General features: G+C 60.1%; 18 protein-coding genes. 8 read left to right on the top strand and 10 right to left on the bottom strand.

What is annotated here, in order from left to right:
- Positions 1 to 91: 91 nt before the first annotated feature.
- The gene (locus BS300_RS02235; RefSeq protein WP_005337027.1) at positions 92 to 811 is read right to left on the bottom strand and encodes a GntR family transcriptional regulator; all 720 of its coding nucleotides are present in this window, start codon (positions 809 to 811) and stop codon (positions 92 to 94) included.
- 247 nt (positions 812 to 1058) lie between these two features.
- Here BS300_RS02235 and mngA point away from each other — a divergent pair, with 247 nt between their 5' ends.
- The gene (mngA, locus tag BS300_RS02240) at positions 1059 to 3005 is read left to right on the top strand and encodes a PTS 2-O-a-mannosyl-D-glycerate transporter subunit IIABC (protein ID WP_071910504.1); all 1947 of its coding nucleotides are present in this window, start codon (positions 1059 to 1061) and stop codon (positions 3003 to 3005) included.
- A gap of 86 nt (positions 3006 to 3091) precedes the next feature.
- Positions 3092 to 5746, top strand: coding sequence for a mannosylglycerate hydrolase (gene mngB / locus BS300_RS02245; RefSeq protein ID WP_071910506.1), 2655 nt, complete (start codon positions 3092 to 3094; stop codon positions 5744 to 5746).
- A gap of 170 nt (positions 5747 to 5916) precedes the next feature.
- Here the strand turns inward: mngB and BS300_RS02250 are convergent, their stop codons facing one another.
- Both BS300_RS02250 and BS300_RS02255 read right to left on the bottom strand, forming a co-directional pair.
- On the bottom strand, positions 5917 to 6906 hold the full coding sequence (locus BS300_RS02250; protein WP_041207509.1) for a D-alanine--D-alanine ligase: 990 nt from the start codon (positions 6904 to 6906) through the stop codon (positions 5917 to 5919).
- A gap of 203 nt (positions 6907 to 7109) precedes the next feature.
- Positions 7110 to 7718, bottom strand: a complete 609-nt coding sequence (locus BS300_RS02255; protein WP_071910508.1) for a 2OG-Fe(II) oxygenase — start codon at positions 7716 to 7718, stop codon at positions 7110 to 7112.
- Positions 7719 to 8061: 343 nt separating this feature from the next.
- Here BS300_RS02255 and BS300_RS02260 point away from each other — a divergent pair, with 343 nt between their 5' ends.
- Positions 8062 to 8538 (top strand): glutathione peroxidase, encoded by a 477-nt coding sequence (locus tag BS300_RS02260; RefSeq protein WP_071910510.1) that lies wholly within the window; start codon positions 8062 to 8064, stop codon positions 8536 to 8538.
- A gap of 155 nt (positions 8539 to 8693) precedes the next feature.
- The gene (locus tag BS300_RS02265) at positions 8694 to 10076 is read left to right on the top strand and encodes a DEAD/DEAH box helicase (protein ID WP_071910512.1); all 1383 of its coding nucleotides are present in this window, start codon (positions 8694 to 8696) and stop codon (positions 10074 to 10076) included.
- A gap of 103 nt (positions 10077 to 10179) precedes the next feature.
- On the opposite strand, the gene hutW is transcribed toward BS300_RS02265, so the two are convergent.
- On the bottom strand, positions 10180 to 11613 hold the full coding sequence (gene hutW / locus BS300_RS02270) for a heme anaerobic degradation radical SAM methyltransferase ChuW/HutW (RefSeq protein WP_071910684.1): 1434 nt from the start codon (positions 11611 to 11613) through the stop codon (positions 10180 to 10182).
- 251 nt (positions 11614 to 11864) lie between these two features.
- Here hutW and BS300_RS02275 point away from each other — a divergent pair, with 251 nt between their 5' ends.
- Positions 11865 to 13460: a methyl-accepting chemotaxis protein gene (locus BS300_RS02275; RefSeq protein ID WP_071910686.1), complete on the top strand. Its 1596-nt coding sequence runs from the start codon at positions 11865 to 11867 to the stop codon at positions 13458 to 13460.
- 87 nt (positions 13461 to 13547) lie between these two features.
- Here the strand turns inward: BS300_RS02275 and aroG are convergent, their stop codons facing one another.
- The 5 genes from aroG to BS300_RS02300 all read right to left on the bottom strand — a co-directional run bounded on the left by aroG (position 13548) and on the right by BS300_RS02300 (position 19237).
- Positions 13548 to 14603, bottom strand: coding sequence for a 3-deoxy-7-phosphoheptulonate synthase AroG (gene aroG, locus BS300_RS02280; RefSeq protein WP_071910514.1), 1056 nt, complete (start codon positions 14601 to 14603; stop codon positions 13548 to 13550).
- Positions 14604 to 14799: 196 nt separating this feature from the next.
- Positions 14800 to 16083, bottom strand: coding sequence for a 3-phosphoshikimate 1-carboxyvinyltransferase (gene aroA, locus BS300_RS02285; RefSeq protein WP_071910516.1), 1284 nt, complete (start codon positions 16081 to 16083; stop codon positions 14800 to 14802).
- Positions 16084 to 16251: 168 nt separating this feature from the next.
- Positions 16252 to 17340 carry a 3-phosphoserine/phosphohydroxythreonine transaminase gene (gene serC, locus BS300_RS02290; RefSeq protein WP_071910519.1) on the bottom strand — a complete coding sequence of 363 codons (1089 nt, stop codon included), beginning with the start codon at positions 17338 to 17340 and terminating at the stop codon, positions 16252 to 16254.
- 224 nt (positions 17341 to 17564) lie between these two features.
- Positions 17565 to 18491 carry an FAD-binding protein gene (locus BS300_RS02295; RefSeq protein ID WP_071910521.1) on the bottom strand — a complete coding sequence of 309 codons (927 nt, stop codon included), beginning with the start codon at positions 18489 to 18491 and terminating at the stop codon, positions 17565 to 17567.
- Positions 18488 to 19237 carry an electron transfer flavoprotein subunit beta/FixA family protein gene (locus BS300_RS02300; RefSeq protein WP_071910523.1) on the bottom strand — a complete coding sequence of 250 codons (750 nt, stop codon included), beginning with the start codon at positions 19235 to 19237 and terminating at the stop codon, positions 18488 to 18490. Before BS300_RS02300 ends, BS300_RS02295 begins: the two co-directional genes overlap by 4 nt.
- Positions 19238 to 19384: 147 nt before the next feature.
- On the opposite strand from BS300_RS02300, the gene BS300_RS02305 reads away from it, so the two are divergent.
- From BS300_RS02305 to BS300_RS02315, 3 genes are all read left to right on the top strand, one after another.
- Positions 19385 to 21028, top strand: a complete 1644-nt coding sequence (locus BS300_RS02305; RefSeq protein ID WP_071910525.1) for an electron transfer flavoprotein-ubiquinone oxidoreductase — start codon at positions 19385 to 19387, stop codon at positions 21026 to 21028.
- A gap of 329 nt (positions 21029 to 21357) precedes the next feature.
- Entirely contained in the window at positions 21358 to 22305 is a 948-nt protein-coding gene (corA, locus tag BS300_RS02310; protein ID WP_026456618.1) for a magnesium/cobalt transporter CorA, read from the top strand.
- Between the two features lie 149 nt (positions 22306 to 22454).
- Positions 22455 to 22916: a DUF2919 domain-containing protein gene (locus BS300_RS02315; RefSeq protein ID WP_043851066.1), complete on the top strand. Its 462-nt coding sequence runs from the start codon at positions 22455 to 22457 to the stop codon at positions 22914 to 22916.
- A gap of 35 nt (positions 22917 to 22951) precedes the next feature.
- Here BS300_RS02315 and BS300_RS02320 read toward each other — a convergent pair whose 3' ends face one another.
- On the bottom strand, positions 22952 to 23671 hold the full coding sequence (locus BS300_RS02320; protein WP_239693790.1) for a hypothetical protein: 720 nt from the start codon (positions 23669 to 23671) through the stop codon (positions 22952 to 22954).
- Positions 23672 to 23829: the final 158 nt, after the last annotated feature.

Here is a 23829-nt window from a genome sequence, read left to right on the forward strand (position 1 = left end):
GCTAGGCTGTTGGCCTGTTAATCAACCAAACAAAAAGGCCACCACCGCAAACACGGTGGTGGCCTTTTTCATCTCGGGTGCTGGTGCCTGCTCACCCCTTGGCGCGGCGAGCGACCAGGGTGAACTTGTAGTCATCGCTCTTGAAGAAGTTGCGACTGAACTCAAACACGGTGCCATCTTGCAAAAAGCCACGGGAGACCTTCTCGATAATGGGCTTGGCGGGATCGATACCGAGCGCCTCCACCACCTGCGCCGAGGGGAGCACCGGAATGATCTCCTGCTCGCTGCGGTCGATCACCAGCTGCTTCACCTCTTCGATGTAGTGGTACTTGGAGCCCTGCATCACCGCATAGCTGAGGTCGGGGAAGAGAGCGAGCGGCATCCAGGTCTCCTCCAGCGTCACCGCGATCTGGCGAATAAAGCGCACCCGCTTGACGTAGTAGACCAGCGCCCCTTCCAGCAGATTGAGCCGCTCGGCCAGCTCGCTGCTCGCCTTGATCACCTCGAAGGCGAGAATGTCGCTGTGGGTCTCGGCCGCCGGATCGGTCACCTTCTCATAGAGGCTGGTGAGCTGATAGATGTCGTAGTTCACCTTCTCCTGCCGCACATAGCTGCCGCTGCCCTGAATGCTCTCGATGACGTTGAGTTCGGTCAGCTGCTTGAGGGCCTGGCGCACCGTCACCCGGCTCACCCCGAACTGCTCGCGCAGCTCGGCTTCGGTGGGCAGGGCATCGCCGGGGGCCAGCTCCCCTTGCGCAATCCACTGCTGGATGGTGTCGGCTATCTGACGATACATGGGTTTTTTCGACACGAAAGGCCACCTCGTCGGCTCTGCGCCATGATAAATGGAAGAGGCGCCATTCTACCCCAGTTGCCCGGCAGACAAAACGGCTTGGCCCCATTTGACCTAACAAATTACCTCGACCAAACAATACAAAAACAATACAAATAATGAATTGTATGATACCACTCACAAAAATCAGTCGGCCGGTTTGTTAGCATCGCTGTCACTTTCACCATGACGGCTTGCTGGCAAGCCAACCTGACAGAGGATCATCATGAATCTGACCAGTCTTACCGGCCCCCATCTCATCACGCTGCAAACCCGGTTTGCCGATCGAGATGCGGCCATCCATGCCCTGGCTGATCGGCTCGATCAGGCCGGCAAGCTGCACGACAAGGCCGCCTTTCTGGCCGCGGTCATGGCCCGCGAGGCGCAGGGCCCCACCGCCCTTGGCGAAGGGCTGGCAGTGCCCCACGGCAAGTGCGATGCGGTGCGTGAAGCGGCCTTTGCCGTCGCTACCCTGAGCGAGGAGCTGGGTTGGGAGGGGATCGACGGCCCCGAGCCGGTCAACCTGATCTTCATGCTGGCGATCCCGACCGTTCAGGCGGGCTCCACCCACATGCAGCTGCTCACCACCCTCACCACTGCCCTGGTGGATGACGATACCCGCGAGGCGGTGCTGGCAGCTCAAAGTGCCGAGCAACTGATGGCACTGCTCGATGGTGAGGGGGATAGTGGCAAGCAACCAGAAAAAGAAGACAAATCAGATACAAATCAACCCACAGTGGTCTGTGTCACCGCCTGCCCGGCGGGGATCGCCCACACCTATATGGCCGCCGAGTATCTGGAAAAGGCGGGGCGCAAGCTGGGCATTCGGGTACTGGTCGAAAAGCAGGGTGCCAACGGCATCGAGGATCGCCTGCCGCAAGAAGCGCTCGATGCTGCGGTAGCCTGCATCTTCTCCGCCGAGGTGGCCATCAAGGAGCAGGAGCGTTTTGCCGGTATCCCCCGGATCGAGACGCCGGTTGCCGAGCCCATTCGCCATGCCGAGCGGATCCTGAATGGGGCGCTGGAAGCGGCCAAGGCCGGTCGCACCGCCCCGACGCCCAACCCCAACCAGAGCGACGCGCCAACCGGCAAGAAGGTGAGCCTCAAGACCGAGCTCAAGCAGGCGCTGCTGAGCGGCATCTCCTTTGCCGTGCCGCTGATTGTGGCAGGCGGTACCGTGCTCGCCGTCTCTGTGCTGCTGGCCCAGATCTTCGGCCTGCAACATCTGTTTGATACCGAGAACTCCTGGCTCTGGATGTACCGCAAGCTGGGCGGCGGCATGCTGGGCACCCTGATGGTGCCGGTGCTGGCGGCCTATACCGCCTATTCGCTGGCAGACAAACCGGCGCTGGGCCCGGGCTTTGCGGCGGGACTGGCCGCCAACATGATTGGCTCCGGTTTCCTCGGTGGCGTGGTCGGTGGCCTGATCGCCGGTTACCTGATGCGCTGGGTCAAGCAACATGTGCGCCTCAGCCCCAACTTCAACGGCTTTCTCACCTTTTACCTCTATCCGGTGATCGGCACCCTGGTGGCAGGCAGCCTGATGCTGTTTGTCATCGGCCAACCGGTGGCCTGGCTCAACAACAGCCTCACCGAGTGGCTCAACGGCCTCTCCGGCACCAACGCGCTGGTACTGGGCGCCCTGCTCGGCTTTATGTGCTCGTTTGACTTGGGTGGTCCGGTCAACAAGGCGGCATACGCCTTCTGCCTCGGCGCCATGGCCAACGGGGTCTACGGCCCCTACGCCATCTTCGGTGCGGTCAAGATGGTCTCGGCCTTTACCGTCACCGCCTCCACCCTGCTGGCGCCGCGCCTGTTCCAGACCTTCGAGATCGAGACCGGCAAATCGACCTGGCTGCTGGGGCTGGCGGGGATCACCGAGGGCGCCATTCCGATGGCCATCGAAGATCCGATCCGGGTGATCGGCTCCTTCCTCGCAGGCTCGGTGGTCACCGGCGCCATGGTGGGAGCCATGGGGATTGGTCTCTCCACCCCGGGGGCCGGCATCTTCTCCCTCTTTCTGCTCCACGATGGCGGCCACGGTGCCCTGATGGCTGCCGCCGTCTGGCTCGGTGCGGCGCTGGTGGGCACCCTTATCTCCACTGTGGTGCTGATCGGCTGGCGCCGTCACGCCATGCAGCGCGGCACTTATCAGGTGGTCGCCGCAGAGTAAAGCTCATCTTCACCACCGTTTTTTCAACAGACTATTTTTCCGCACGGCAGGCAAGGGCCGCCGTGCGTCAGCAAAGGATCATTGTCATGACAGTTTCACGAGTTCACATCACGCCGCACATGCACTGGGATCGGGAGTGGTACTTCACCACCGAGGAGTCCCGCATTCTGCTGGTCAACAACATGGCGGAGATCCTGGCGCGTCTTGAATCCGACCCAGACTACAAGTTCTATGTGCTGGACGGCCAGACCGCGGTGCTGGAGGATTACTTCGCCATCCAGCCCGAGAACAAGACCCGGGTGAAGGCACTGGTGGAAGCGGGCAAACTCATCATCGGTCCCTGGTACACCCAGACCGACACCATGCAGGTGAGCGGCGAGTCCATCCTGCGCAACCTGCTCTACGGGATGCGCGACTGCCTCAGCCTTGGCGAGCCGATGAAGATCGGTTACCTGCCCGATTCGTTCGGCATGTCCTCCCAACTGCCCCACATCTTCAACGGCTTCGGGATTGACCGTGCCATGTTCTGGCGCGGCTGCTCCGAGCGCCACGGCACCGACAAGACCGAGTTCCTCTGGCAGAGCAACGATGGCAGCGAGGTGATCGCCCAGGTGCTGCCGCTCGGCTACGCCATCGGCAAGTACCTGCCAGAAGATGAAGCTGGGCTGCGCAAGCGGCTCGAATCCTACTTCGAGGTGCTGGAGAAGGCCTCGGTGACCAAGGATATCCTGCTGCCCAACGGCCACGACCAGATGCCGCTGCAGCAGAACATCTTCGCCATCATCGACAAGCTGCGCGAGATCTACCCCCAGCGTGAATTCCACATGAGCCGCTTCGAGCAGGTCTTCGAGCGCATCGAGGCGTGCCGCGATCAGCTGGCCACCCTCAAGGGGGAGTTCAACGACGGCAAATACATGCGGGTACACCGCACCATCTCCTCCACTCGTATGGATATCAAGCTGGCCCACGCCGCTATCGAGAACAAGATCGTCAACATCCTCGAACCGCTGGCGAGCATCGCCTGGGCGCTCGGTTTCGAGTACCACCACGGGCTTTTGGAGAAGATGTGGAAGGAGATCATGAAGAACCACGCCCATGACAGCATCGGCTGCTGCTGCAGCGACAAGGTGCATCAGGAGGTGATGACCCGCTTCATTCTGGCCGACGACATGGCCGAGAACCTGATCCGCTTCTACATGCGCAAGATTGTCGACAACATGCCGGTGGCACTGTGCGAAGACGGCGTGCAGGTGGCCGACAAGCTCTGCCTGTTCAACCTGATGCCCTTCCCCCGTCAGGAGGTGATCAACACCAGCATCCGCATTCGCGCCCAATCCTTTACCCTGCGCGATGAGGCGGGCCAGCCGGTCCCCTACTTCATCCGCGCCAAGCGCGAGATTGACCCGGGTCTGGTGGACAGACAGATCGTTCACTACGGCAACTACGATCCCTTTATGGAGTACGACATCCAGCTCTGCCATCCCCTACCCGCCATGGGCTACTGCACTCTCCATATCGAAGGCAACCAGCCGGGACTGGAGCAGCCGGTGACTGCCAGCGGCGAGCTGCTGGAGAACGATTTTTACCGCATAGCCCTCAATGACAACGGCACTTTGCAGATCCTGGATAAACTGCGCGGCACCACCTTTGATCAGGTGCTCACGCTGGAAGAGGGCTCCGATGATGGCGACGAGTATGACTACTCGCCATCGCGCGAAGAGTGGCTGCGCTACTCCACCGAGTTTGCAGTGACCCGCGAGATCACCCATCAGGCGTGGCAAAGCATCGCTACGCTCAAACTGCGTATGGCATTGCCTGCCAACCTCGCCGAGCGAGCCAACCGTCAGTGCAGCGGTCACCTCGATGTCACCTGCCGTATCACGCTGGCGCATCAGAGCCCACGCATCGACATCGAACTAGAGCTCGACAATCAGGCCGATGATCACCGGGTTCGAGTGCTGATCCCCACCCCCTTCCCGAGCGACACCGTGGTCTCCGACAACCAGTTTGGCTGCATCACCCGCCCCACCCGCGACAGCGCCATGGCGAACTGGGAGGCAGAAGGGTGGAAAGAGGCCCCCATTCCGGTCTGGCAGCTGATGAACTTCGTCGCTCTGCAAGATGGCAAGCAGGGGCTGGCGGTGCTGAGCGACGGTCTGCGCGAGTTTGAAGTGATCGGCGAGCAGTGCGACACCCTGGCGCTCACCCTGCTGCGCGGGGTCGGCGTACTCGGCAAAGAGGAACTGCTGCTGCGCCCGGGTCGCCCCTCCGGCATCAAGCTGCCCACCCCGGACTCCCAGGTGCGCGGCAAGCTCAGCTGTCGTTTCAGCCTGCTGGCGTTTGCCGGTGATCACATCAGCGCCAACGTGATGCAGGCGGCGCGCAGCTACCTCACCCCGGTGCGCTGCTACAACAAGATCCCGTTCGATGCCATGAAGCTCAACAATGCAAGCTTCACCACCCCGCTCCACTTCAGCCTGCTCACCATGGATCCCTCCGGTCCGGTGCTGAGCGCCCTGAAAAAGGCAGAGGATGAAGAGGCGCTAGTGATCCGGGTCTACAACCCGAGCGAGCAAGCGGTGCTGGAGGGTGGCAAAGTGAGCTGCGAACACTCCCTGAGCGACTGGCAAGCGGTGCGGATGGATGAGCAGCCCCTGCACCTTGAGCTGGCTGCTGGCGAGTTTGGCGAACTGGCGCCCTGCCACTCCCGCAGCGCGCGCTTTCGGGTGGCTCGCGGCTAACGGCCGGTAACACCCACAGGTAGCAACAGGCGGGGAAGAGCCATCCCCTCCCCGCCTGCTTATCCCTCAGGCAGGCCTATCCCGCTTGATAAAGACATAAAAAAATCCCCGCCAATTGGCGGGGATTTTTATTGGAACGGTATCAACGCCCGTCAGCGAGAGCGCCCCGCTTAGCTGGCCTTGCGCAGGATCTGCTCAAGGTAGCGGGCGAAGTCGTGACCGTGATGCTCCAGCAGTTTCGGGAACATGGAGATGGAGGTCATGCCCGGGAAGGTGTTGATCTCGTTGAGCAGGATCTCGCCCTCCTCAGTCAGGAAGAAGTCGATACGGGAGAGGTGAGTCAGTTTCAGCTGACGGAACGCCTTGAGAGCGTACTCGTGAATGGCGTCAGCCTGAGCCTCGGTCAGCCCTTCGGCACGTAGTGCGGTCTCGGTATGGCTGGCGCTGCTGTACTTCTCTTCATAGGTGTAGAACTTGTCCTGCGGCACGCAGATCTCGCCCGGATAGGTGGCCACCAGCTCGTCACCATACTGGTAAACCGCCACTTCCAGCTCGCGCGGCTTGACCGCCTTCTCAATCAGAACCTGCTCGGAGTAACCGAAAGCATCGGCAATGCCCTTCACCAGATCCGCTTCGTTGCTGGCGGAGTAGCAGCCAACGGAAGAGCCCTGGGAGGCGGCCTTGATAAAGACCTTGCCCCACTTGGCCAGCGCCGCTTTCGCCTCAGCCAGAGCTGCATCGCCCTGTTCGGTCAGGAACAGATAAGGGGTGTTGGGGATACCGATGGCGGAGAGCCACAGCTTGGTGGTGATCTTGTTGAAGCAGATTTTGCTCGCTTCGGCGTCGCAGCCCAGATAAGGCAGGCCAGCCAGCTCAAGGAAGGATTGCAGATCGCCAGTCTCGCCCGGGTAACCGTGGATGCAGGGAACCACGTAGTCTACCGGACGGGCCACGCTGTCAAACGAGAGCAGCTTGTCCAGCCCCAGTTTGCACTCGCGACCATCGGCGCTGAGCCAGCGGTCGGCAAACATCTCGACGCGGGTCACTTCGACGCCGGGCAGGAGAGCGAGTTGTTTTTCGAGGAAATTGGCGCTGCGCAGAGAGACTTCGTGCTCGGAGCCACCGCCGCCGCACAGCAGCAAGACATGCATGTTCTTCATTAGATGTGATCCCTTGGGAGAAGCGGCTTCGTCATGACCATTCAAAAACCACCGCATTCAAAACCGGACGAAGCCAGATACGAACATAAGTGCGCGCCAGTGTAGCAAGGGAGACAAACCCTTGTCAGCTGATGGCTGCCCTGCCAGCCACATCTTGCGGTGAAAAAGGGCGTCCTGTGTCAAAAACCGCGCAGCCCTATGGGTCAGCGAGGGGGATCGACCCGTCCCATGCCGCTGCCATTGACGCGAAACCAGCCGGCAATGCTGTAACGCTCCTGATTGGCGGGCAGCACTTCGTGGGGAAACTCTTCGGAGAGGAAGATCACCAGCCGCCCCCCTTTGGGGCTCACATCCATCAAGAACTGCTCGTCGTTGTCATAAAAGCGCAGGACACCGCCCGCTTCGGGTTGCCAGTCGTTATTGAGGTAGAACACCGTCGTCAAGCGACGGTTGGAGCGACCGGCAAAGGCATCGCGATGGGTCGCGTAGAAGTCGCCGCAGCGATAACGGGCAAAGTGAGCCTCATAGTCGAACAGCCCCAGCATCAACATCCGGTTGGCAGCCAGACGCAGTGCCTCCATGCGGGCGAGATAATCGGCGACCGGCGCCCCGAGGGAAGGCTCCAGCCAGTGGATCTGGTCGCGGCGGATCTCGCTGTTGCCTTGATGGAGCCCTTCACGACCGATCCCGGCCGGTTGCCACTCCTCTGGCAGACACCCTTTGAGGGCATCCACCTCGGCGGCAGTTAAAAAATCGTCCACTATCACCCAACCTCGGGTGTAGAAGGCATCCATGACGGCTTGATAGTCCAAGATTGACTCGCAACATGTGGAAAAGAGAGCGCTTTTTAGCGGCTTCCCGCTAAAGGCACAAACCGGTTTGCTTCTCTTGAGAAGTCCCACCATCAATACCCGATTTGGCAGGCCGCGCCCCCTTTTTCCGGGCCGATTGTGATCCTGCCCTCACCCGGTGCGTAATGGAGGGGAAAAGTGTGAGCCGCCACCCATTGCATCGGTGCCCGTTAACGTAACGCCTTGCCGTTAAAAGAGCCAAGCGATACCGTAGCGACCATGGGAATAACCCCCTTTCCTCCTGCGAGCACACTGTGCAACTTATGTGCAATCAACGACATGCAATCAACAAAAGGATGATGTGATGCCTCTGCCCGACCTGACGCTGCAACAACTGGATGGCACCCCCTACCCGCTCTCCCAACTGGCCGGCAAGGTGATCCTGGTGGTGAATGTGGCCAGCCGCTGCGGCTTTACCCCCCAATATGAGGGGCTGGAAGCCCTCTATCGCGAGCTGGGCCCCGAGGGGCTGGAGATCCTGGGTTTTCCCTGCAACCAGTTCGGTCAGCAGGAGCCTGGGGATGCCGAGGAGATCGCCCGTTTCTGCTCCTTGGACTACCCGGTCACCTTCCCCATCATGGCCAAGTGCGATGTCAACGGCGAGCAGGCCCACCCGCTCTATCAGTGGCTCAAGAAGGAGAAACCGGGGCTGCTTGGGTTGGAAAACGTCAAGTGGAACTTCACCAAATTCCTGATCGACCGTGACGGTAACGTGGTGGAGCGGTTTGCTCCCACCACCAAGCCGGAGAGTCTGGTCGCCCCCATCCGCGACCTGCTCTGATTTTGCGGCACATAAAGAGCGGCCGGTGCGACAGCTACTGCGCACCGGCCGCTCTTTTGCTATATTACGCCCCCGTTATCATTTCCATATCGTGGCTGGCGCCCGCGCCGGTCATCCGCTGAGCCAAAGGCTCACCAGAGGAGTTTCTCTCGAACATGTCATTCAACGAACTGGGTCTCTCCCCGCACATCCTGCGGGCCGTCAAGGAGCTGGGTTACGAACAGCCAACCCCCATCCAGCAGCAAGCCATTCCGGCTATTCTGGCTGGTCAGGATGTCCTCGGCGGAGCCCAGACAGGCACAGGCAAGACAGCCGGTTTCACCCTGCCCATGCTGCAGTTGCTGCTGGCCAACCATGGCCGCGGTCGCCGTCAGGTGCGCGCCCTGGTACTGACACCGACCCGCGAACTGGCCGCCCAGGTGGGTGAGAGCATCATCAAATATGCCCACCACCTGCCGTTTCGAACCCTGATCGCCTACGGTGGCGTCAGCATCAAACCCAATCTGGATGCCATCAAGCTCGGTATCGACATTCTGGTGGCCACCCCGGGCCGTCTGCTGGATCTGCTGACCCAGGGCGCATTGACCCTGAGCGAGCTGGAAGTGCTGGTGCTGGATGAAGCGGATCGCATGCTCGACATGGGCTTCATCGTCGACATTCGCCGCATCATGAAGGCGCTGCCCGCCAAACGGCAGAGCCTCCTCTTCTCCGCCACCTTCTCAAGCGAGATCAAGGCGCTGGCGGATGACCTGCTCAACGACCCCACCCTCATTGAGGTCGATCCCAGCAACACGGCTGCCGAACAGGTGACCCAGCGCATCATTCAGGTCGATCGGGAGCGCCGCCGCGAGCTGCTCTCTCACATGATTGGCCGTGGCAACTGGCAGCGGGTGTTGGTGTTTGTCCGCACCAAGCAGATCGCCGATCGCCTCGCGCATCAGATGCAGAAAGATGGTCTCGACACAGTCGCCATTCACGGTGACAAGAGTCAAGGAGCCCGCAACCGGGCGCTGGCCGATTTTCGCGAAGGCAAGGTGCGGGTGCTGGTGGCAACCGATATCGCCGCCCGTGGCCTGGACATCGATCAGCTGCCCCACGTGATCAACTTCGAGCTGCCGCAAATGGCGGAGGATTACATCCACCGTATCGGCCGAACCGGCCGTGCCGGTCGCGGCGGCGAAGCCATCTCGCTGGTCAGCCATGATGAGTTGGGCCAGCTCAAGGCGATCGAGGCCCTGATCGGTCAATCTCTCTCCGTGGAGATCCTCGACGGGTATGAGCCGAGCGGCAAGCCAAGCCGCCAGACCCTGCCCGGCAGCAAGCCGGTGCAGAACCCGCCGCGCACCCGTGGCGCAGCCAATGCCAAGGGTGGCAAGGGCAAACCGGCAGCAGGCAAGGGCAAAGCCAAAGGCGATACCGCCAAGAAGCCTGCCCCGGCCCGCAAACGGGAAGTGGTGGGTGAGGATGTCGGGTTTACCCCGATGCGCCGCCTGCCAAGGGCCCAGCGCGACAGCTATCAGGATAGCGACGACGAGTAATTCGTCCCGTACCTACACCAGACTGGTTGGCCAAGCAGCTGATTGACCAGACAAAGGGAGCCTCGTCGGCTCCCTTTGTGCTTTTGGCGATCGGGTAAAGCCCCTACACCAGCGAGTGGCGCACTCTCGGATGTTTACCATCCAGGTGCTTGCCATGCTGCAACGCAGGCTCGCTGCCATCGGCCGGATTGTGCTGCAAAAACTCGAACAACCCGGCCTGCATATTGACGTTCCAGAATCGCCCTGCCAGCGTCAGAACCAGCTGATCGCCAGCAAGATCGGCCAGCCCGTTTTGCCGCCAGGCATCGAACAGCGGCATCAGATGGCTGCGCAGTGAGGCTGGCAGGCGCGCCAGTGCCAGCACGCCACTGTCGAGTGCGCCACGCAGCAGACCATCCATCCGCGCATTCGGATTACGCCCCATCACCATGCCGGGCGCCCGAACTCCCTTCTCATGCGCTTCGTGCCACTGAGCCAAATCCCGCCCGTACATCACGCCATGGCCATGGATAGTGCCCCCGGCTCCGGCACCAAAGGGGAGGATCTCGGCACCGCGCTTGGCCATCTGGTTATAGCGACTCTGCTCGGCTGGGCTGCGCCGCCAATGACTGCAGGAGAGCCGCTCCCAACCATGCTGTTCCAGTTGTTGACCGCCGTAAGCGTACATGGCGGCCCGCTGCTGGCCATCGGCAGCCCAACCCAGCTTGCCCTTTTGCCCGGCCCGCTGCTGGCCATCGGCAGCCCAACCCAGCTTGCCCTTTTGCCCGGCCCGCTCCAGATTGGTGCCCGGCATGGCGATAAGCTGGTAGAGATCAACCCCGTGCACGCCGCTTGCCATCACATCCGTGATGTCCTGCTGCCACACGACATCATCCTGACCGGGTAGACCGAAAATAAGATCCGCCACGATCACAGCCGCATCATCGCGAGTCAGCTCGCCAAGGCGGGTCAGCAGGGTCTCCCTGTCATCGATCCGCGCCGCTTGCTGGCGCACACCGGTATCAAAACTCTGCACCCCGAACGAAAAGCGGTTGAAACCACCGCTCAGCGCGGCCTGCCACTTGGCATCGTCAAAGCCGTTGAGTCGCCCCTCCAGTGTTACCTCGGCATCAGCCGTCAGAGGAAAGCGCTGGATCATCCTGGCCAGCATCGCCAGCTCATCAGCATTCATATCAGTGGGGGTTCCGCCCCCGACATAGACGGCCGAGAAGAGGCCGCTTTGTACCAGCGGCGTCTCTGCTGCCTTGGCAAGCAATGCGCACAACCCGTCGACATAGCGGCTGATCCGCGCCGGATTGGCGCCATTTTCGAAGAAATTGCAGAAGCTGCAGCGCTTGCGACAAAACGGAATATGGAGATAGAGGGCACGCTCTTCGGCATCGCTCTCTTGCTGCCACCACTGTTGCCATTGGCTCTCATCGAGTGACAAGGGGCGGATCCCTCCCCGACTGGCATGTGCCGAGGTTTTGGCACTGAAGGCAAACTTGAGAGGATCCGGCGAAGCCACGCCGGTCATGGAAGGAGTTAGATGGATCATGGTGATGACTCGCAAATAACAGAAATGATACTTGTTATCATTCTCATGTTTTTGCGCAGGATCAACTCTTGGTGCCACTCAATCTGAAATTGCCCTGTTGGCAACCTCTATTACCGATCTGCTTAACAGATTATTTACTCAAGAGTGACTAAAGTGTGCCGATAGGAAACTGTCTCCCCGCCTCTCCTTGTCTACGCTCAAGATGAAACGGGAACCAATAAAAACAGATAAAGGGCATGGGATCGGCCACTATGCATAACCTCTCACTGAACTGGAAAATCTTTCTCCCCCTTGCGCTGGTCATCAGCTCCACCTTTGCCCTCTGCTTCGAGCTCTCTGCCTGGTTGCAACGGGATCTCGCCATCCGCATGGCAGAAGAGAAGGTAGAGAGTGCCGCCAACACCTACATGGATCAGCTCAACGTATTGATGATGACCGGTGGCATGGCCAACCGGCAGATAGTGCAAACCAAGCTCAAGAGCGAGGCCGGGATTGTCGAGGCCCGTCTTATTCGTGCCCCCGCCGTCAGCAACCTGTTTGGCCCGGGCCATCCCGACCAGAAAGCCCAGGATCCCCTCGATGAACGCGCCATTACGAAGGGGGATATCATCCTAGAGCAGCAGGGCAATCAGCTCACCCTGATCAAACCGTTCAAGGCCTACAAGGAGTATCGCGGCACCCAGTGCACCAGCTGCCATCAGGTGGATGAGGGAACCGTCATGGGAGCGGTTAGGATCAGCTATGACCTGACCCATACCTTCGACGATATCCGCCATAACAACTTTATTTTAAGCGGCAGTCTGGCGGCTGTTTTCGGCCTGGGCTTCAGCCTGCTCTGGTGGGTGCTGCAGCGCTACGTCAAACGGCCGCTGCGCCAGTTGCAACTCACCATGATCCAGATGGCGAAAGAGCGTAACCTCGCGCTCCCTCTCGTCAACAACAGTCAGGATGAGCTGGGTCAGATGACCCGCGCCGTCAACGACATGGTGCAGGGCTTCCGCCACAGCTTGCAGGAGGTGGAAGGAGCGACGCACCAGCTCTATCAGGAGTCGAGCCAGATCCGCCAGGTCGCCACCCAGACCGAAAACTCGGCCCGTCAGCAGGAGGGGATGACCACCCAGGTGGCGGCCGCAGTGAGCGAGCTCGCGGCCAGCTCCCACGAAGTACGTGAGCATGCCCGCCACAGTGCCGAGCTCTCCGCACTCACCAATCAGGATGCTGCCAATACCAGCTGTCTCGCCCAGCACTCCATCACCGACATGGGCGAGATGTCGACCGAAATCGACAGGGTGGATCAGGTGATCCAGCAGCTCGACAGCCGCTGTCTTGCCGTGGATGGAGTATTGGAAGTGATCAAGGGGATCGCCGATCAGACCAACCTGCTGGCACTCAACGCCGCCATTGAGGCTGCGCGAGCCGGCGAGCAGGGACGCGGTTTTGCCGTGGTGGCCGACGAGGTGCGCGCCCTCTCCAACCGCAGCCGGACCGCCAGCGAGGAGATCTCCCAGATGATCGCCGCCTTGCAAAAAGAGGCCCAGAGCGCCGTTACGGTGATCGGGGATGCAAAAACCAAGGCGGACGAGAGCATCAGCAAAACCGAGGCAACCCTGGCAGCCATGCAGAACATCATTGAACGCATCGCCCGGATCAACGATCTCAATGCCCAGATGGCTCAGTCAGCCGAAGAGCAGGACAGGGTCTGCAACGAGGTGGACCACTCGGTGAACCAGATCCGCAACACCTCCAACGATACCCTGGGTCAGGCTCATTCTGCCAACCTCGCCAGTATTCAGCTGGTCGAGCAGTGCCAGAAACTGGAAGCCCTGCTCAAGACCTATCGCTGGTAGCCCTGCCCCGACAACAAAAAGCGCGCCTGTGGCGCGCTTTTACTTTGTATCAATTCCTAGCTGTATCAGCTCGCTGATATATCCGTCTCAGCGGGCGTTGCGGGTGGCGACCGCATCGGCCAGATTGCGCAGCAGAGTTTCGGTATCTTCCCAACCGATGCAGGCATCCGTGATGCTCTGGCCGAAGGTGAGCTCGCAGCCCTCGACCAAATCCTGACGCCCTTCCACCAGATGGCTCTCCACCATCACGCCAAATACAGCCTTGCTGCCGGCGCGCAGCTGACCGGCTACATCTTCAGCCACCACCATCTGGTTCTTGAACTGTTTGCTGCTGTTGGCGTGACTAAAGTCGATCATCACCTTCTGTGGCAGACCCGCCTTCTCTAACCCCTTCACCACCTCGCTGACATGGGCTGCGCTGTAGTTCGGTTCACGGCCACCACGCAGAATGATGTGACAGTCCGGGTTCCCTTTGGTGGCAACGATGGCGGAGTGGCCATACTTGGTGACCGACAGGAAGTGATGGGGGGCACTGGCAGCACCGATGGCATCGATGGCTACCTTGATGGTGCCGTCGGTACCGTTCTTGAAGCCCACCGGGCAAGAGAGACCGGAGGCCAGCTCACGATGCACCTGGGATTCGGTGGTACGAGCGCCGATCGCCCCCCAGCTCATCAGATCAGCCACGTATTGCGGCGTGATCATGTCGAGGAATTCGGAAGCGGTCGGCAGCCCCATGTCGTTGAGATCGAGCAGCAGCTTGCGACCCAGGCGCAGACCGTCATTGATCTTGCAGCTGTTATCGAGGTACGGATCGTTGATGAGCCCCTTCCAGCCCACGGTAGTGCGCGGCTTTTCGAAGTAGACCCGCATCACGATCTCCAGCTGGCCCTTGAGCTCATCACGCAGCGCCTTGAGGCGCTTGCCATATTCGATGGCGGCAACCGGATCGTGGATGGAACAGGGGCCAATGACCACCAGCAGACGGTCATCTTCACCATTCAGGATGCGGTGGATGGCCTGACGGGAATCAAACACGGTCGATGAGGCGGTCTCGGTCGCCGGAAACTTCTCAAGCACCGCAACCGGAGGGAGTAACTCTTTGATTTCACTGATACGAACGTCGTCGGTTTGATGCTGCATGACAAGGCTTCCTGCTAGATAACTGCGATTAAGAAATCTCAACATAGCCCGCAGCCGAGTCGGTGTAAATAGAAAATTACATCGCTAAAGAAAGTTTTTTTAACATGCATCTTGCAAGTTAATGAAATGCTGCTAGCTGCGAACGTGCCGGAGATAAAAAGGCCCGCACAAGGCGGGCCCCATCATGTTGGAGGGATTAATCGCGCTGGCTGATGCTGGCCAGTTTTTCGAAGTAGTCCGGGAAGGTCTTCGAGGTGCACTTGGGATCGTTGATAGTCACCGGCGTATCGGACAGAGCCACCAGCGAGAAGCACATGGCGATCCGGTGATCGTTATAGGTATCGATCTCGGCATGCTTGAGCTGCGTCGGCGGGGTCACGGTAATAAAGTCACGCCCCTCCTCCACTTCTACGCCCAGCTTGCGCAGCTCGGTCGCCATGGCATGCAGGCGATCGGTCTCTTTCACCCGCCAGTTATAAATATTGCGAATGGAGGTCGGCCCCTCGGCAAACAGCGCCGCAACCGCGATGGTCATGGCAGCATCGGGAATATGGTTCATATCCATATCGATGCCGTACAGCGGCGCCTGCTCCGCTTCGATAAAGTCATCACCCCAGGTGATGCGCGCGCCCATCTTCTCCAGTACGTCGGCGAAATGGATGTCGCCCTGAATGCTGTGCTTGCCGATGCCGGTGACCCGCACCTTGCCCTTGATGGCGCCTGCCGCGAGGAAGTAGGAGGCGCTGGAGGCATCACCCTCCACCAGAAAATCACCGGGGCTGATGTAGGTCTGGTTGCCCTTGATGTAAAACAGCTTGTAGTTGTCGTGCTCGATGACCACCCCGAACTGCTTCATGATGTGCAGGGTGATATCGATGTAGGGCTTGGAGACCAGCTCCCCCTTGATATGGATGCGGGTGTCGCCAGCCGCCATGGGCGCAGCCATCAGGAAGGCGGTCAGGAACTGGCTGGAAACGGAACCATCGACATGGACGTCGCCGCCCCACAGCCCCTTGGCATCCACCACCAGCGGCGGAAAACCATCTTTTTTCAGGTACTGGATATGAGCGCCCGCCTCACGCAGGGCATCAACCAGATGGCCGATGGGACGCTCTTCCATGCGCGGCTCACCGCCCAGGGTGTACTCACCGGAGCCCAGACACAGCGCGGCACAGAGCGGGCGCATGGCAGTGCCGGCATTGCCAAGGAACAGATTGATCGGCTCTTTGACGGCAAAGCTGCGGCCAAGGCCTTGCACGGTGCACTCGGTCTTGTCGGCAGAGAGTTTGTACTTGACCCCGAGCTGGGTCAGTGCCGCCAACATGTGACGAATGTCATCGCTGTCGAGCAGGTTGGTCAAACGGGTAGTACCACGGGCCAGTGCCGCCAGCAGCAGCGCCCGGTTAGAGACACTCTTTGAACCGGGCAGATTGACCTCACCGGCCACACGAGAAATGGGTTCCAAACGCAACGAATTCATAGACTTCCTGTGCAATCTCAAATAAATGACCTGACCGGACGTTAACAGTACGCGCCCCGCTCGGCAAGGGCAGCGACAGGGGAAAAACGGGGCTGCACGCTAAGATTCAGTCGTTGTTGAAAAAAAGACGCCGGGCAAGCCCGGCGTCAGGATTAACTACAGACCGGATCAGCCGTGACGCTTGGCAAACTCATCCATAAAGCTGACCAGCGCCTTCACACCCTCCAGTGGCATGGCGTTGTAGATGCTGGCCCGCATGCCACCGACGATGCGGTGACCTTTGAGCGCCAGCAGGCCAGCAGCTTCCGATTCGGCCAGGAACTGCTTGTCCAGTTCGGCATTTTTCAGCTGGAACGGGATGTTCATCCGCGAACGGCAGCTGACATCCACCTGATTGCTGTAGAAGCTCGATTGATCGAGATAGTCGTAAAGGAAGTCGGCCTTCTCCTTGTTGCGCGCTTCCATCGCCGCAAGGCCACCCTGTTCTTTCAGCCACTCGAACACCAGACCGGCCAGATACCAGGCGTAGGTGGGCGGCGTGTTGAACATGGAGTCGTTCTTGGCGGTGAGCTTGTAGTCGAAAATCGACGGTACATCGGCTCTGGCCTGATCCAGCAGATCATCGCGCACGATGGCGATGGCGAGCCCGGACGGGCCGATATTTTTCTGGGCACCGGCATAGATGATGCCAAAGCGGCTCACATCGATGGGACGGGAGAGGATGGTCGAGGAGAGATCCGCCACCAGCGGTACACCGCCGGTAGCAGGGATATCGAACATCTCGATCCCTTCAATGGTCTCGTTCGGGCAGTAGTGCACATAGGCGGCATCAGAGCGAAACGCCGGTGTCGGCAACAGGTGCGTAATCCCCTGCTCGTTTTTGGCAACCCCTTGCCAGGTCTGGATGTCGCCGTACTTTTGCGCCTCATCCACAGCCCCCTGCGACCAGACACCGGTCAGCAGAAAATCGGCCTTCTTGTTGGCGCCACCCAGCAGGTTCATGGGCACGGCGGAGAACTGACCGCGGCCGCCACCGTGCATGAACAGCACCTTGTAGTTGTCCGGCACCGCCAGCAACTCGCGCAGATCGGCTTCGGCCTTCTCGGCGACCGCCATGTAGTGCTTGCCGCGGTGGGAAAGCTCCATGACCGAGGCTCCCAGCCCCTGAAAATTACAAAATTCGCGCTGGGCGCGCTCCATGACTTCAACCGGCAACATGGCGGGGCCGGCGCAGAAGTTGTAAACCTGTTTGCTCATGACGCTTTCCGTGAGTGGATGAGTGTGATCGATGACTTGTCAGGTTTTACACAAGAGCAGCCAGCGGATCAAAGGCTTTTTGGGAGCTGGCTCAACCTTTTACCGTCACTCTTGCTCCCCTTTTCAGTAGAAAAAGCCCTGAACGGGTCAGGGCTTGCAGAGAACATGCGCAGAAACGGTCAAGAGACCGCATAAACGGGTTGCCTCTCCCCTTTCCGACAAATTTACACCTTGGCGGTGAGCTCGGGCAGCAGGGTGAAGAGATCCCCCACCAGACCGTAGTCGGCAACCTGAAAGATGGGCGCCTCGCTGTCCTTGTTGATGGCCACAATCACCTTCGACTCCTTCATCCCTGCCAGATGCTGAATGGCACCAGAAATGCCAATCGCGATATAGAGCTCGGGAGCGACCACCTTGCCAGTCTGGCCAACCTGCAGATCGTTGGCGACGAAACCCGCATCGACGGCAGCGCGCGATGCGCCGACCGCCCCCCCCAGCTTGTCGGCCAGCGCCTCAATCAGGGCAAACTGCGCCTTGGAGCCAAGGGCTCGGCCACCGGAGACCACCACGCGCGCAGCAGTCAGCTCGGGTCGGGGCGATCGCACGGCAAGACGCTCCACCAGACGGGTCCGGCGGGTCAATTCGGGCACCACCAGATTCTCGACGGAAGTATTGCCTTCCTGCGGAGTCTTGGCAAAAGCGGTCGCCCGTACCGTCATCACCTTGATAGGGGCGCTGCTCGCCACCCGGGCGATGGCATTGCCCGCATAGATGGGGCGCAGGAAGGTATCGCTGCTCTCGATAGCCGTCACCTCGGAGATCATCTCAACCCCGAGCCGGGCAGCGATCTGGGGCAGCAGCGCCTTGCCCATGGTGCTCGCCGCCATCAGGCAGTGGCTGTAACCTTCGCACCAGCGAGCCAGCAGCTTGTCGAGTCCCTCCAGCAGACCTTCCGCCAGTGCGGGAGAGTCGGCCAGCAGTACCTTGCTCACCCCGCTCAGCGCAGCCGCCTGCTGGCCCACTTCGCTTATCCCCTGCCCCGTCAGCAGCAGATGCACTTCACCCCCCAGTTGGCTGGCAGCCGTAACCAGGCGGGCGACGTTGTCGGCCAGATGGCCCTGATGATGTTCGGCAATGATCAATACGCTCATAGTACCTTCGCCTCGTGCTTGAGTTTGTCCACCAGCTCATCCACCGAACTCACCTTGATCCCGGCTTTGCGAGCTGGTGGCGCCATCACCCCGAGCAGACGAGTCTGGTTGGCAGGTACAACGGCGAGCTCGGCAAAGGGGGCACTCTCCAGCAGCTTGCGCTTGGCCTTCATGATGTTGGGCAGCGAGGCAAAGCGCGGTTCATTCAAACGCAGATCGGCGCTGAGCACCGCAGGTAGCGGCATGCCCAGGGTCTCCAGTCCACCATCGATTTCACGGGTCACCAGCAACTCCTCTCCTTCCAGCCTGATAGCTGAAGCGCAGGTAGCCAGCGGCCAGTCGGTCAGGGCGGCCAGCATCTGAGCCACCTGACCGTTGTCCGAGTCGATGGACTGCTTGCCGAGCAGCACCAGATCCGGTTGCTCCAGCTCACACACCTTTTGCAAAGCCCGTGCAACCGTCAGTGGCGCCAGCGTCTCGTCTGTCACATAGTGGCGCGCCCGATCCGCTCCCAGCGCCAGCGCATGGCGCAGCTGCTCGGCGGCAGCATCCGGGCCAAAGGTCACCACCACCAGCTCGCTGGCGATACCGGCCTCACGCAGCCGGACGCCCTCTTCCACCGCGATTTCACAAAAGGGGTTGATCCCCATCTTCACATTGGCCAGCTCCACATCGGAGCCGTCCGCCCTGACCCGGATCTTGACGTTGTAATCCACTACCCGTTTGATTGCGACCAGCAGCTTCATGGGGTCATGCCTCGTCTCTTTGGATTGAATTCATTCACCAGTCCCTGCACTTTTGCACCGTGTTTCGCTTAATTTTTTGCTTACAATCACTTTACGTTTACGTAAACTACCAGCACTACCCTAGGTCAACTTCGGTGCAGAGGCAAGATGGAACGGGAAGCAATGGAATTTGATGTCGTCATCGTAGGTGGCGGCCCGGCGGGGCTCAGCGCCGCCATCGCGTTGAAACAGCAGGATGCCAACCTCTCGGTCTGCCTGCTGGAAAAGGGCGCCGAAATTGGCGCTCATCTGCTCTCCGGCGCCCTGCTGGATCCCGTCGCCCTCAAGGAGCTGCTGCCACAAAGCTGGCAACAGGCACCGCTCGGGGTAGCGGTCAACGACGATCAGGTACATTTGCTGCAAAGCGAGCACCGCTCTCTGCAGCTGCCAAGCTGGGCCGTACCACCACGGATGCACAATGAAGGCTGTCACATCGTCAGCCTTGGCAACCTTTGCCGCTGGCTTGGCCAGCAGGCGGAGCAGCTGGGAGTCGAAATATACCCGGGGTTTACCGCCAGCGACCTTATCATGGAAGCGGGAAGGGTCAAGGGGGTCATCACCGGCGATTTGGGACTTGATCGCGCTGGCAATCCAAAACCGGATCATGTTCCCGGCATGGCGCTCTATGGCCGCTATACCCTCTTTGCCGAGGGAGCCCGCGGCCATCTGGGCAAACAGCTGATCGCCACATTCAATCTGGAAAACCCTGCACAGCCCCAACACTATGCCATCGGTTTCAAGGAGCTGTGGCAGCTTCCCGCTGGCCGGGGTAAGGCGGGACAGGTACTCCATGGCAGTGGCTGGCCTCTTGGCAAGGAAGGAAAGAACCACAGTCACGGCGGCTTCTATCTCTATCAGATGGAGGGAGATCAGGTTGCGGTCGGGCTGATCGTCGACCTCAACTACCAGAATCCCTGGCTCAGCCCGTTTGACGAATTCCAGCGTCTCAAGCATCACCCGCTTATCGCCAACCTGCTGCAAGAGGGCGAGCGCATCAGCTATGGTGCCCGCGTCATCACCAAGGGGGGCTGGCACTCCCTGCCTCGCATGCACTTCCCCGGCGGGCTTCTGATCGGCTGCGATGCCGGCACCCTCGACTTTTCCCGTATCAAGGGGATCCACACCGCCATGAAATCGGGGATGCTGGCGGCAAAAACCGTCGCGATGGCGCTGCGAGGTGGCGATGAGGGAGGACGGGATCTGGTTCACTATGCCGACGAACTGCACCAGAGCTGGCTGGCACAAGAGTTGGGCGCGGCCCGCAACTTCGGAGCCGCCCTGCATCGCTGGGGCCCCTGGCTTGGTGGCGCCTTTAACTGGCTGGAGCAACGGCTGTTTGGCGCAAACTCGCCCTTCAAACTTATCGATAAGGAGCCAGATTACCGCCAGCTGCGCATGGCCAGCCGCTGCGAGCCCATCCATTACCCCAAACCCGATGGCAAGCTCAGCTTCGACAAACTCTCCTCCGTCTATCTCGCCAACACCAGTCACGATGAGGATCAGCCCTGCCATCTCAAGCTGCAGGATGAGCTGATCCCGGTAAAGGTCAACCTGCCGACCTGGGGAGAACCCGCCCAGCGCTACTGCCCGGCAGGGGTGTTTGAGGTGCTGGAAACGGAGGGGGTGGCCAAGCTGCAGATCAACGCCGCCAACTGCATTCACTGCAAGACCTGTGACATTAAAGATCCCAGCCAAAACATCGTCTGGACACCGCCACAAGGGGGCTCCGGGCCCAACTATCCCAATATGTAAGCTGCAGCTCACCTGTTGCGAAAACGAGCCTGCAACAAAGGGCTCGGATAAAGGGGGCAGGAAGGCAATGAGAGATGCACAAGGAGCAGCGCTCAAAACGGGACGAGCTGCTCCGACCTCGCCACCTTGCAGCTGTTTTTTTGAACAAACAAGCTGAATCCCCAATGAATAGCCCCTGACAAGCGCGGCCCGCCCCTGTATAGTTCGCCGCATTCAGGTTTTCCATCGGCCCGATCTGCTTATCCACGGGATCGCCTTCTGCAGCGATCTAAGGCCGCATGACCTGTGCAACCATCCCTGATTACCCATGACTTTTTAAGGGGGGACAGATGATCACCGCCTACATTCTCAATAACAAGGTGCTGGATATAGTCACGCTCGGGCCTGACGACATAGTACCTGACAACACGGTCTGGCTGGATGCCTACAAGCCGGACACGGCAGAGCGAGAATGGTTGACGGGCCTGTTCCTGGAAGAGGTTCCCGACAAGGAAGAGCTCGACGACATCGAAGCATCAGCCCGTTTCTACTGGGATACCGATGGTCTGCACATTCACTCCCTGTTTCCCCAGCGGATCGGTCGTGACACCAAGGGTGTCCACGTCTCCTTTACCCTGCGCAACAACCTGCTGATCAGCATTCGTGAAGATGACATCGGGCTGGTTCGCCTGCTGCGCCACTATATGCGCCAGGATCGGCTGGAGGTAGAGGATGCCCTCGACATCCTGCTGGAAGTGCAAAACCTCAAGGTAGAGTACCTCTCCGACCTTATCGAAGATGGTTACAAGACATTGGAAAACACCGCTGACCAGATCTTCGAGCCGGATCAGATCAATCCCATGCTCAAGGAGTTGATGGCTCAGGAAGAGGCCAACGGCCAGATCCGTCTCTCCCTGCACGATACCCGCCGCGCCTTGCGCTTCCTCAAGCGCAGCCTGCGCCAGCGCATGAGCCTTGAGCAGAACAAATGGATCGACGAGATGCTGCACGACGTGGAGTCACTGTTGCCCCACACCCAGTTCTTGTTCGACAAGATCAACTTCCAGCTGGAGGCCTCCATGGGGGTCACCAATCTGGAGCAGAACAAGGTGATCAAGATCTTCTCGGTAGCAGCCGTAATTTTCCTGCCGCCGACCCTGATTGCCAGTATCTACGGCATGAACTTCGGCCGCATGCCGGAGCTCGCCTGGGAGTATGGTTACCCCCTCTCGCTGGTGCTGATGGTGATGTCATCGCTCGGCACCGGTCTCTTCTTCAAGCGCAAAGGCTGGCTATAACGCCGGCTGCCCGGCACAAAAAGATTCTCGCGCATTGGGGGGCATGACCCCCCGATTAATTCCCACCCCCTCCCGCGCCTTGCAAAGGGCTCGCCTTCGCCCCATATCCTCTGCATCACTTGCACTCTATCAATGGATATCGGGCAACCATGACCCTCTACCCCGAACACCGCTATGACGATCACGGCCAGCTTCGTCCCCCTCTCTGGTTCTGGCCCATCGCCCTACTACTGACCCGCTCGGTCTGGCTCTTTCTGATGGCTGGCGTCACCCGCCAGAGCGGCAGCGAGATCCTTGAGCTCTTCTACCCCGACAAGCTCACTCTCTATATCAGCCTGCTGACCGATGTGCCCGCCATGCTGGCCCTGCTCGCCTGTGGCGGCACCTATCAGCAGACCCGCGGCATTCGCGCCAGACTCAGGCGCCATAGCCCCTTGTTGCTGCTCTGCTCTGCCACCAGCGGCCTGCTGATGCAGCTGCACAGCCTCAACTTGCAGAAGTGGTCGTTCAGCTGGCCCACCGCGCTGGTGCTGGTCGCCAGCCTCTGGGCGCTCTGGTATCTGCTGCGCAGTCGCCAGTTGCGCGAATATGCGGCCGACGAGCCCCACTAACGGGGCTCCGGACACGGTTTGCGAGGTATTCAGTGCTATTGAGGAGTAACCCGGATCTGCAGGGTCTGGCGATCGCTCTGGCTGCCACGCCCGCCCTGCAACTGCGTACCAAGGGTGCTGCCCTGCTGCGCCGAACTGGTGGATAGCTCCCCCACCGTCAGCCACTGGCCCGGGGCTCCACTGACCTCGGTGGCACTCTGCCCACGATTGATGGTTCCCTGCTCCAGCCTCGCCTGCTCGCTGCTGAGCGCTACCTGAACCCTGTCCCCTATCAGGGTTGCGGTGGCATAGAGGCCGTTCACCAGCGGCATCATCCCCACCACCGCGCCCCCGTTCCACTGATAGAAGGTGACCGGCTGATAGGAGCCCATTTGCAGCAACACGGGGCGACCCGAAAGCCCGCGTACCTGCCAGCTGTCGTTCTGGCTGCGCTGGTACTGCCGGGCATTGCCATCGAGCAGCCACTGCCGTTTGGCCTCGTCACGGCTTACTGAACCGCCCAGTTGTTCACTGTTGGAAAGCCCATCCACCCGCCACTCGATAAGCAGGCTTTGCGGTGGCTGGTTGATTTGCGCCAGAGTCGCCTCGGCTTCCTGCAATTGGTCCGGCGTCCCGCTCAGCACCAGCTGATTGCCCATGGCGCTTACTCCGAGCCGGGGATAGATCTCCTTGAGGGTCTGCACCGCGGCCTGCGCCTCGAATACCGGGATCACCTTCACATCGGCCCACGAAGATGAGCTCCATATTCCCGCCATACAGCAGAGCCACAGCAACCACCTGCATCCATATCTTGTCAGACTGCCCATCACATCTCCTCCTGGACCCGAACCGGCTGTTCGATGATGAGCCCCGTCACAGGCAAAAGACAACCTCCGAGATGCCACTCGCAACAACCGTGTCATCAGACTCCCGC

Origin of the sequence: Aeromonas sp. SCS5 (assembly GCF_001887375.1) — a bacterium.
In the GTDB taxonomy this organism is placed as follows: domain Bacteria; phylum Pseudomonadota; class Gammaproteobacteria; order Enterobacterales; family Aeromonadaceae; genus Aeromonas; species Aeromonas jandaei.

Bases quoted from the DNA above. Each gene is read 5' to 3' on its own strand.
- BS300_RS02250 (WP_041207509.1), bottom strand. From the start codon at position 6,906: ATGAAGAACATGCATGTCTTGCTGCTGTGCGGCGGCGGTGGCTCCGAG.
- BS300_RS02305 (WP_071910525.1), top strand. From the start codon at position 19,385: ATGGAACGGGAAGCAATGGAATTTGATGTCGTCATCGTAGGTGGCGGC.
- BS300_RS02300 (WP_071910523.1), bottom strand. From the start codon at position 19,237: ATGAAGCTGCTGGTCGCAATCAAACGGGTAGTGGATTACAACGTCAAG.
- mngB (WP_071910506.1), top strand. From the start codon at position 3,092: ATGACAGTTTCACGAGTTCACATCACGCCGCACATGCACTGGGATCGG.
- corA (WP_026456618.1), top strand. From the start codon at position 21,358: ATGATCACCGCCTACATTCTCAATAACAAGGTGCTGGATATAGTCACG.
- hutW (WP_071910684.1), bottom strand. From the start codon at position 11,613: ATGATCCATCTAACTCCTTCCATGACCGGCGTGGCTTCGCCGGATCCT.
- BS300_RS02265 (WP_071910512.1), top strand. From the start codon at position 8,694: ATGTCATTCAACGAACTGGGTCTCTCCCCGCACATCCTGCGGGCCGTC.
- BS300_RS02320 (WP_239693790.1), bottom strand. From the start codon at position 23,671: ATGGCGGGAATATGGAGCTCATCTTCGTGGGCCGATGTGAAGGTGATC.
- aroG (WP_071910514.1), bottom strand. From the start codon at position 14,603: ATGCAGCATCAAACCGACGACGTTCGTATCAGTGAAATCAAAGAGTTA.
- BS300_RS02275 (WP_071910686.1), top strand. From the start codon at position 11,865: ATGCATAACCTCTCACTGAACTGGAAAATCTTTCTCCCCCTTGCGCTG.
- aroA (WP_071910516.1), bottom strand. From the start codon at position 16,083: ATGAATTCGTTGCGTTTGGAACCCATTTCTCGTGTGGCCGGTGAGGTC.
- BS300_RS02315 (WP_043851066.1), top strand. From the start codon at position 22,455: ATGACCCTCTACCCCGAACACCGCTATGACGATCACGGCCAGCTTCGT.
- serC (WP_071910519.1), bottom strand. From the start codon at position 17,340: ATGAGCAAACAGGTTTACAACTTCTGCGCCGGCCCCGCCATGTTGCCG.
- BS300_RS02295 (WP_071910521.1), bottom strand. From the start codon at position 18,491: ATGAGCGTATTGATCATTGCCGAACATCATCAGGGCCATCTGGCCGAC.
- mngA (WP_071910504.1), top strand. From the start codon at position 1,059: ATGAATCTGACCAGTCTTACCGGCCCCCATCTCATCACGCTGCAAACC.
- BS300_RS02260 (WP_071910510.1), top strand. From the start codon at position 8,062: ATGCCTCTGCCCGACCTGACGCTGCAACAACTGGATGGCACCCCCTAC.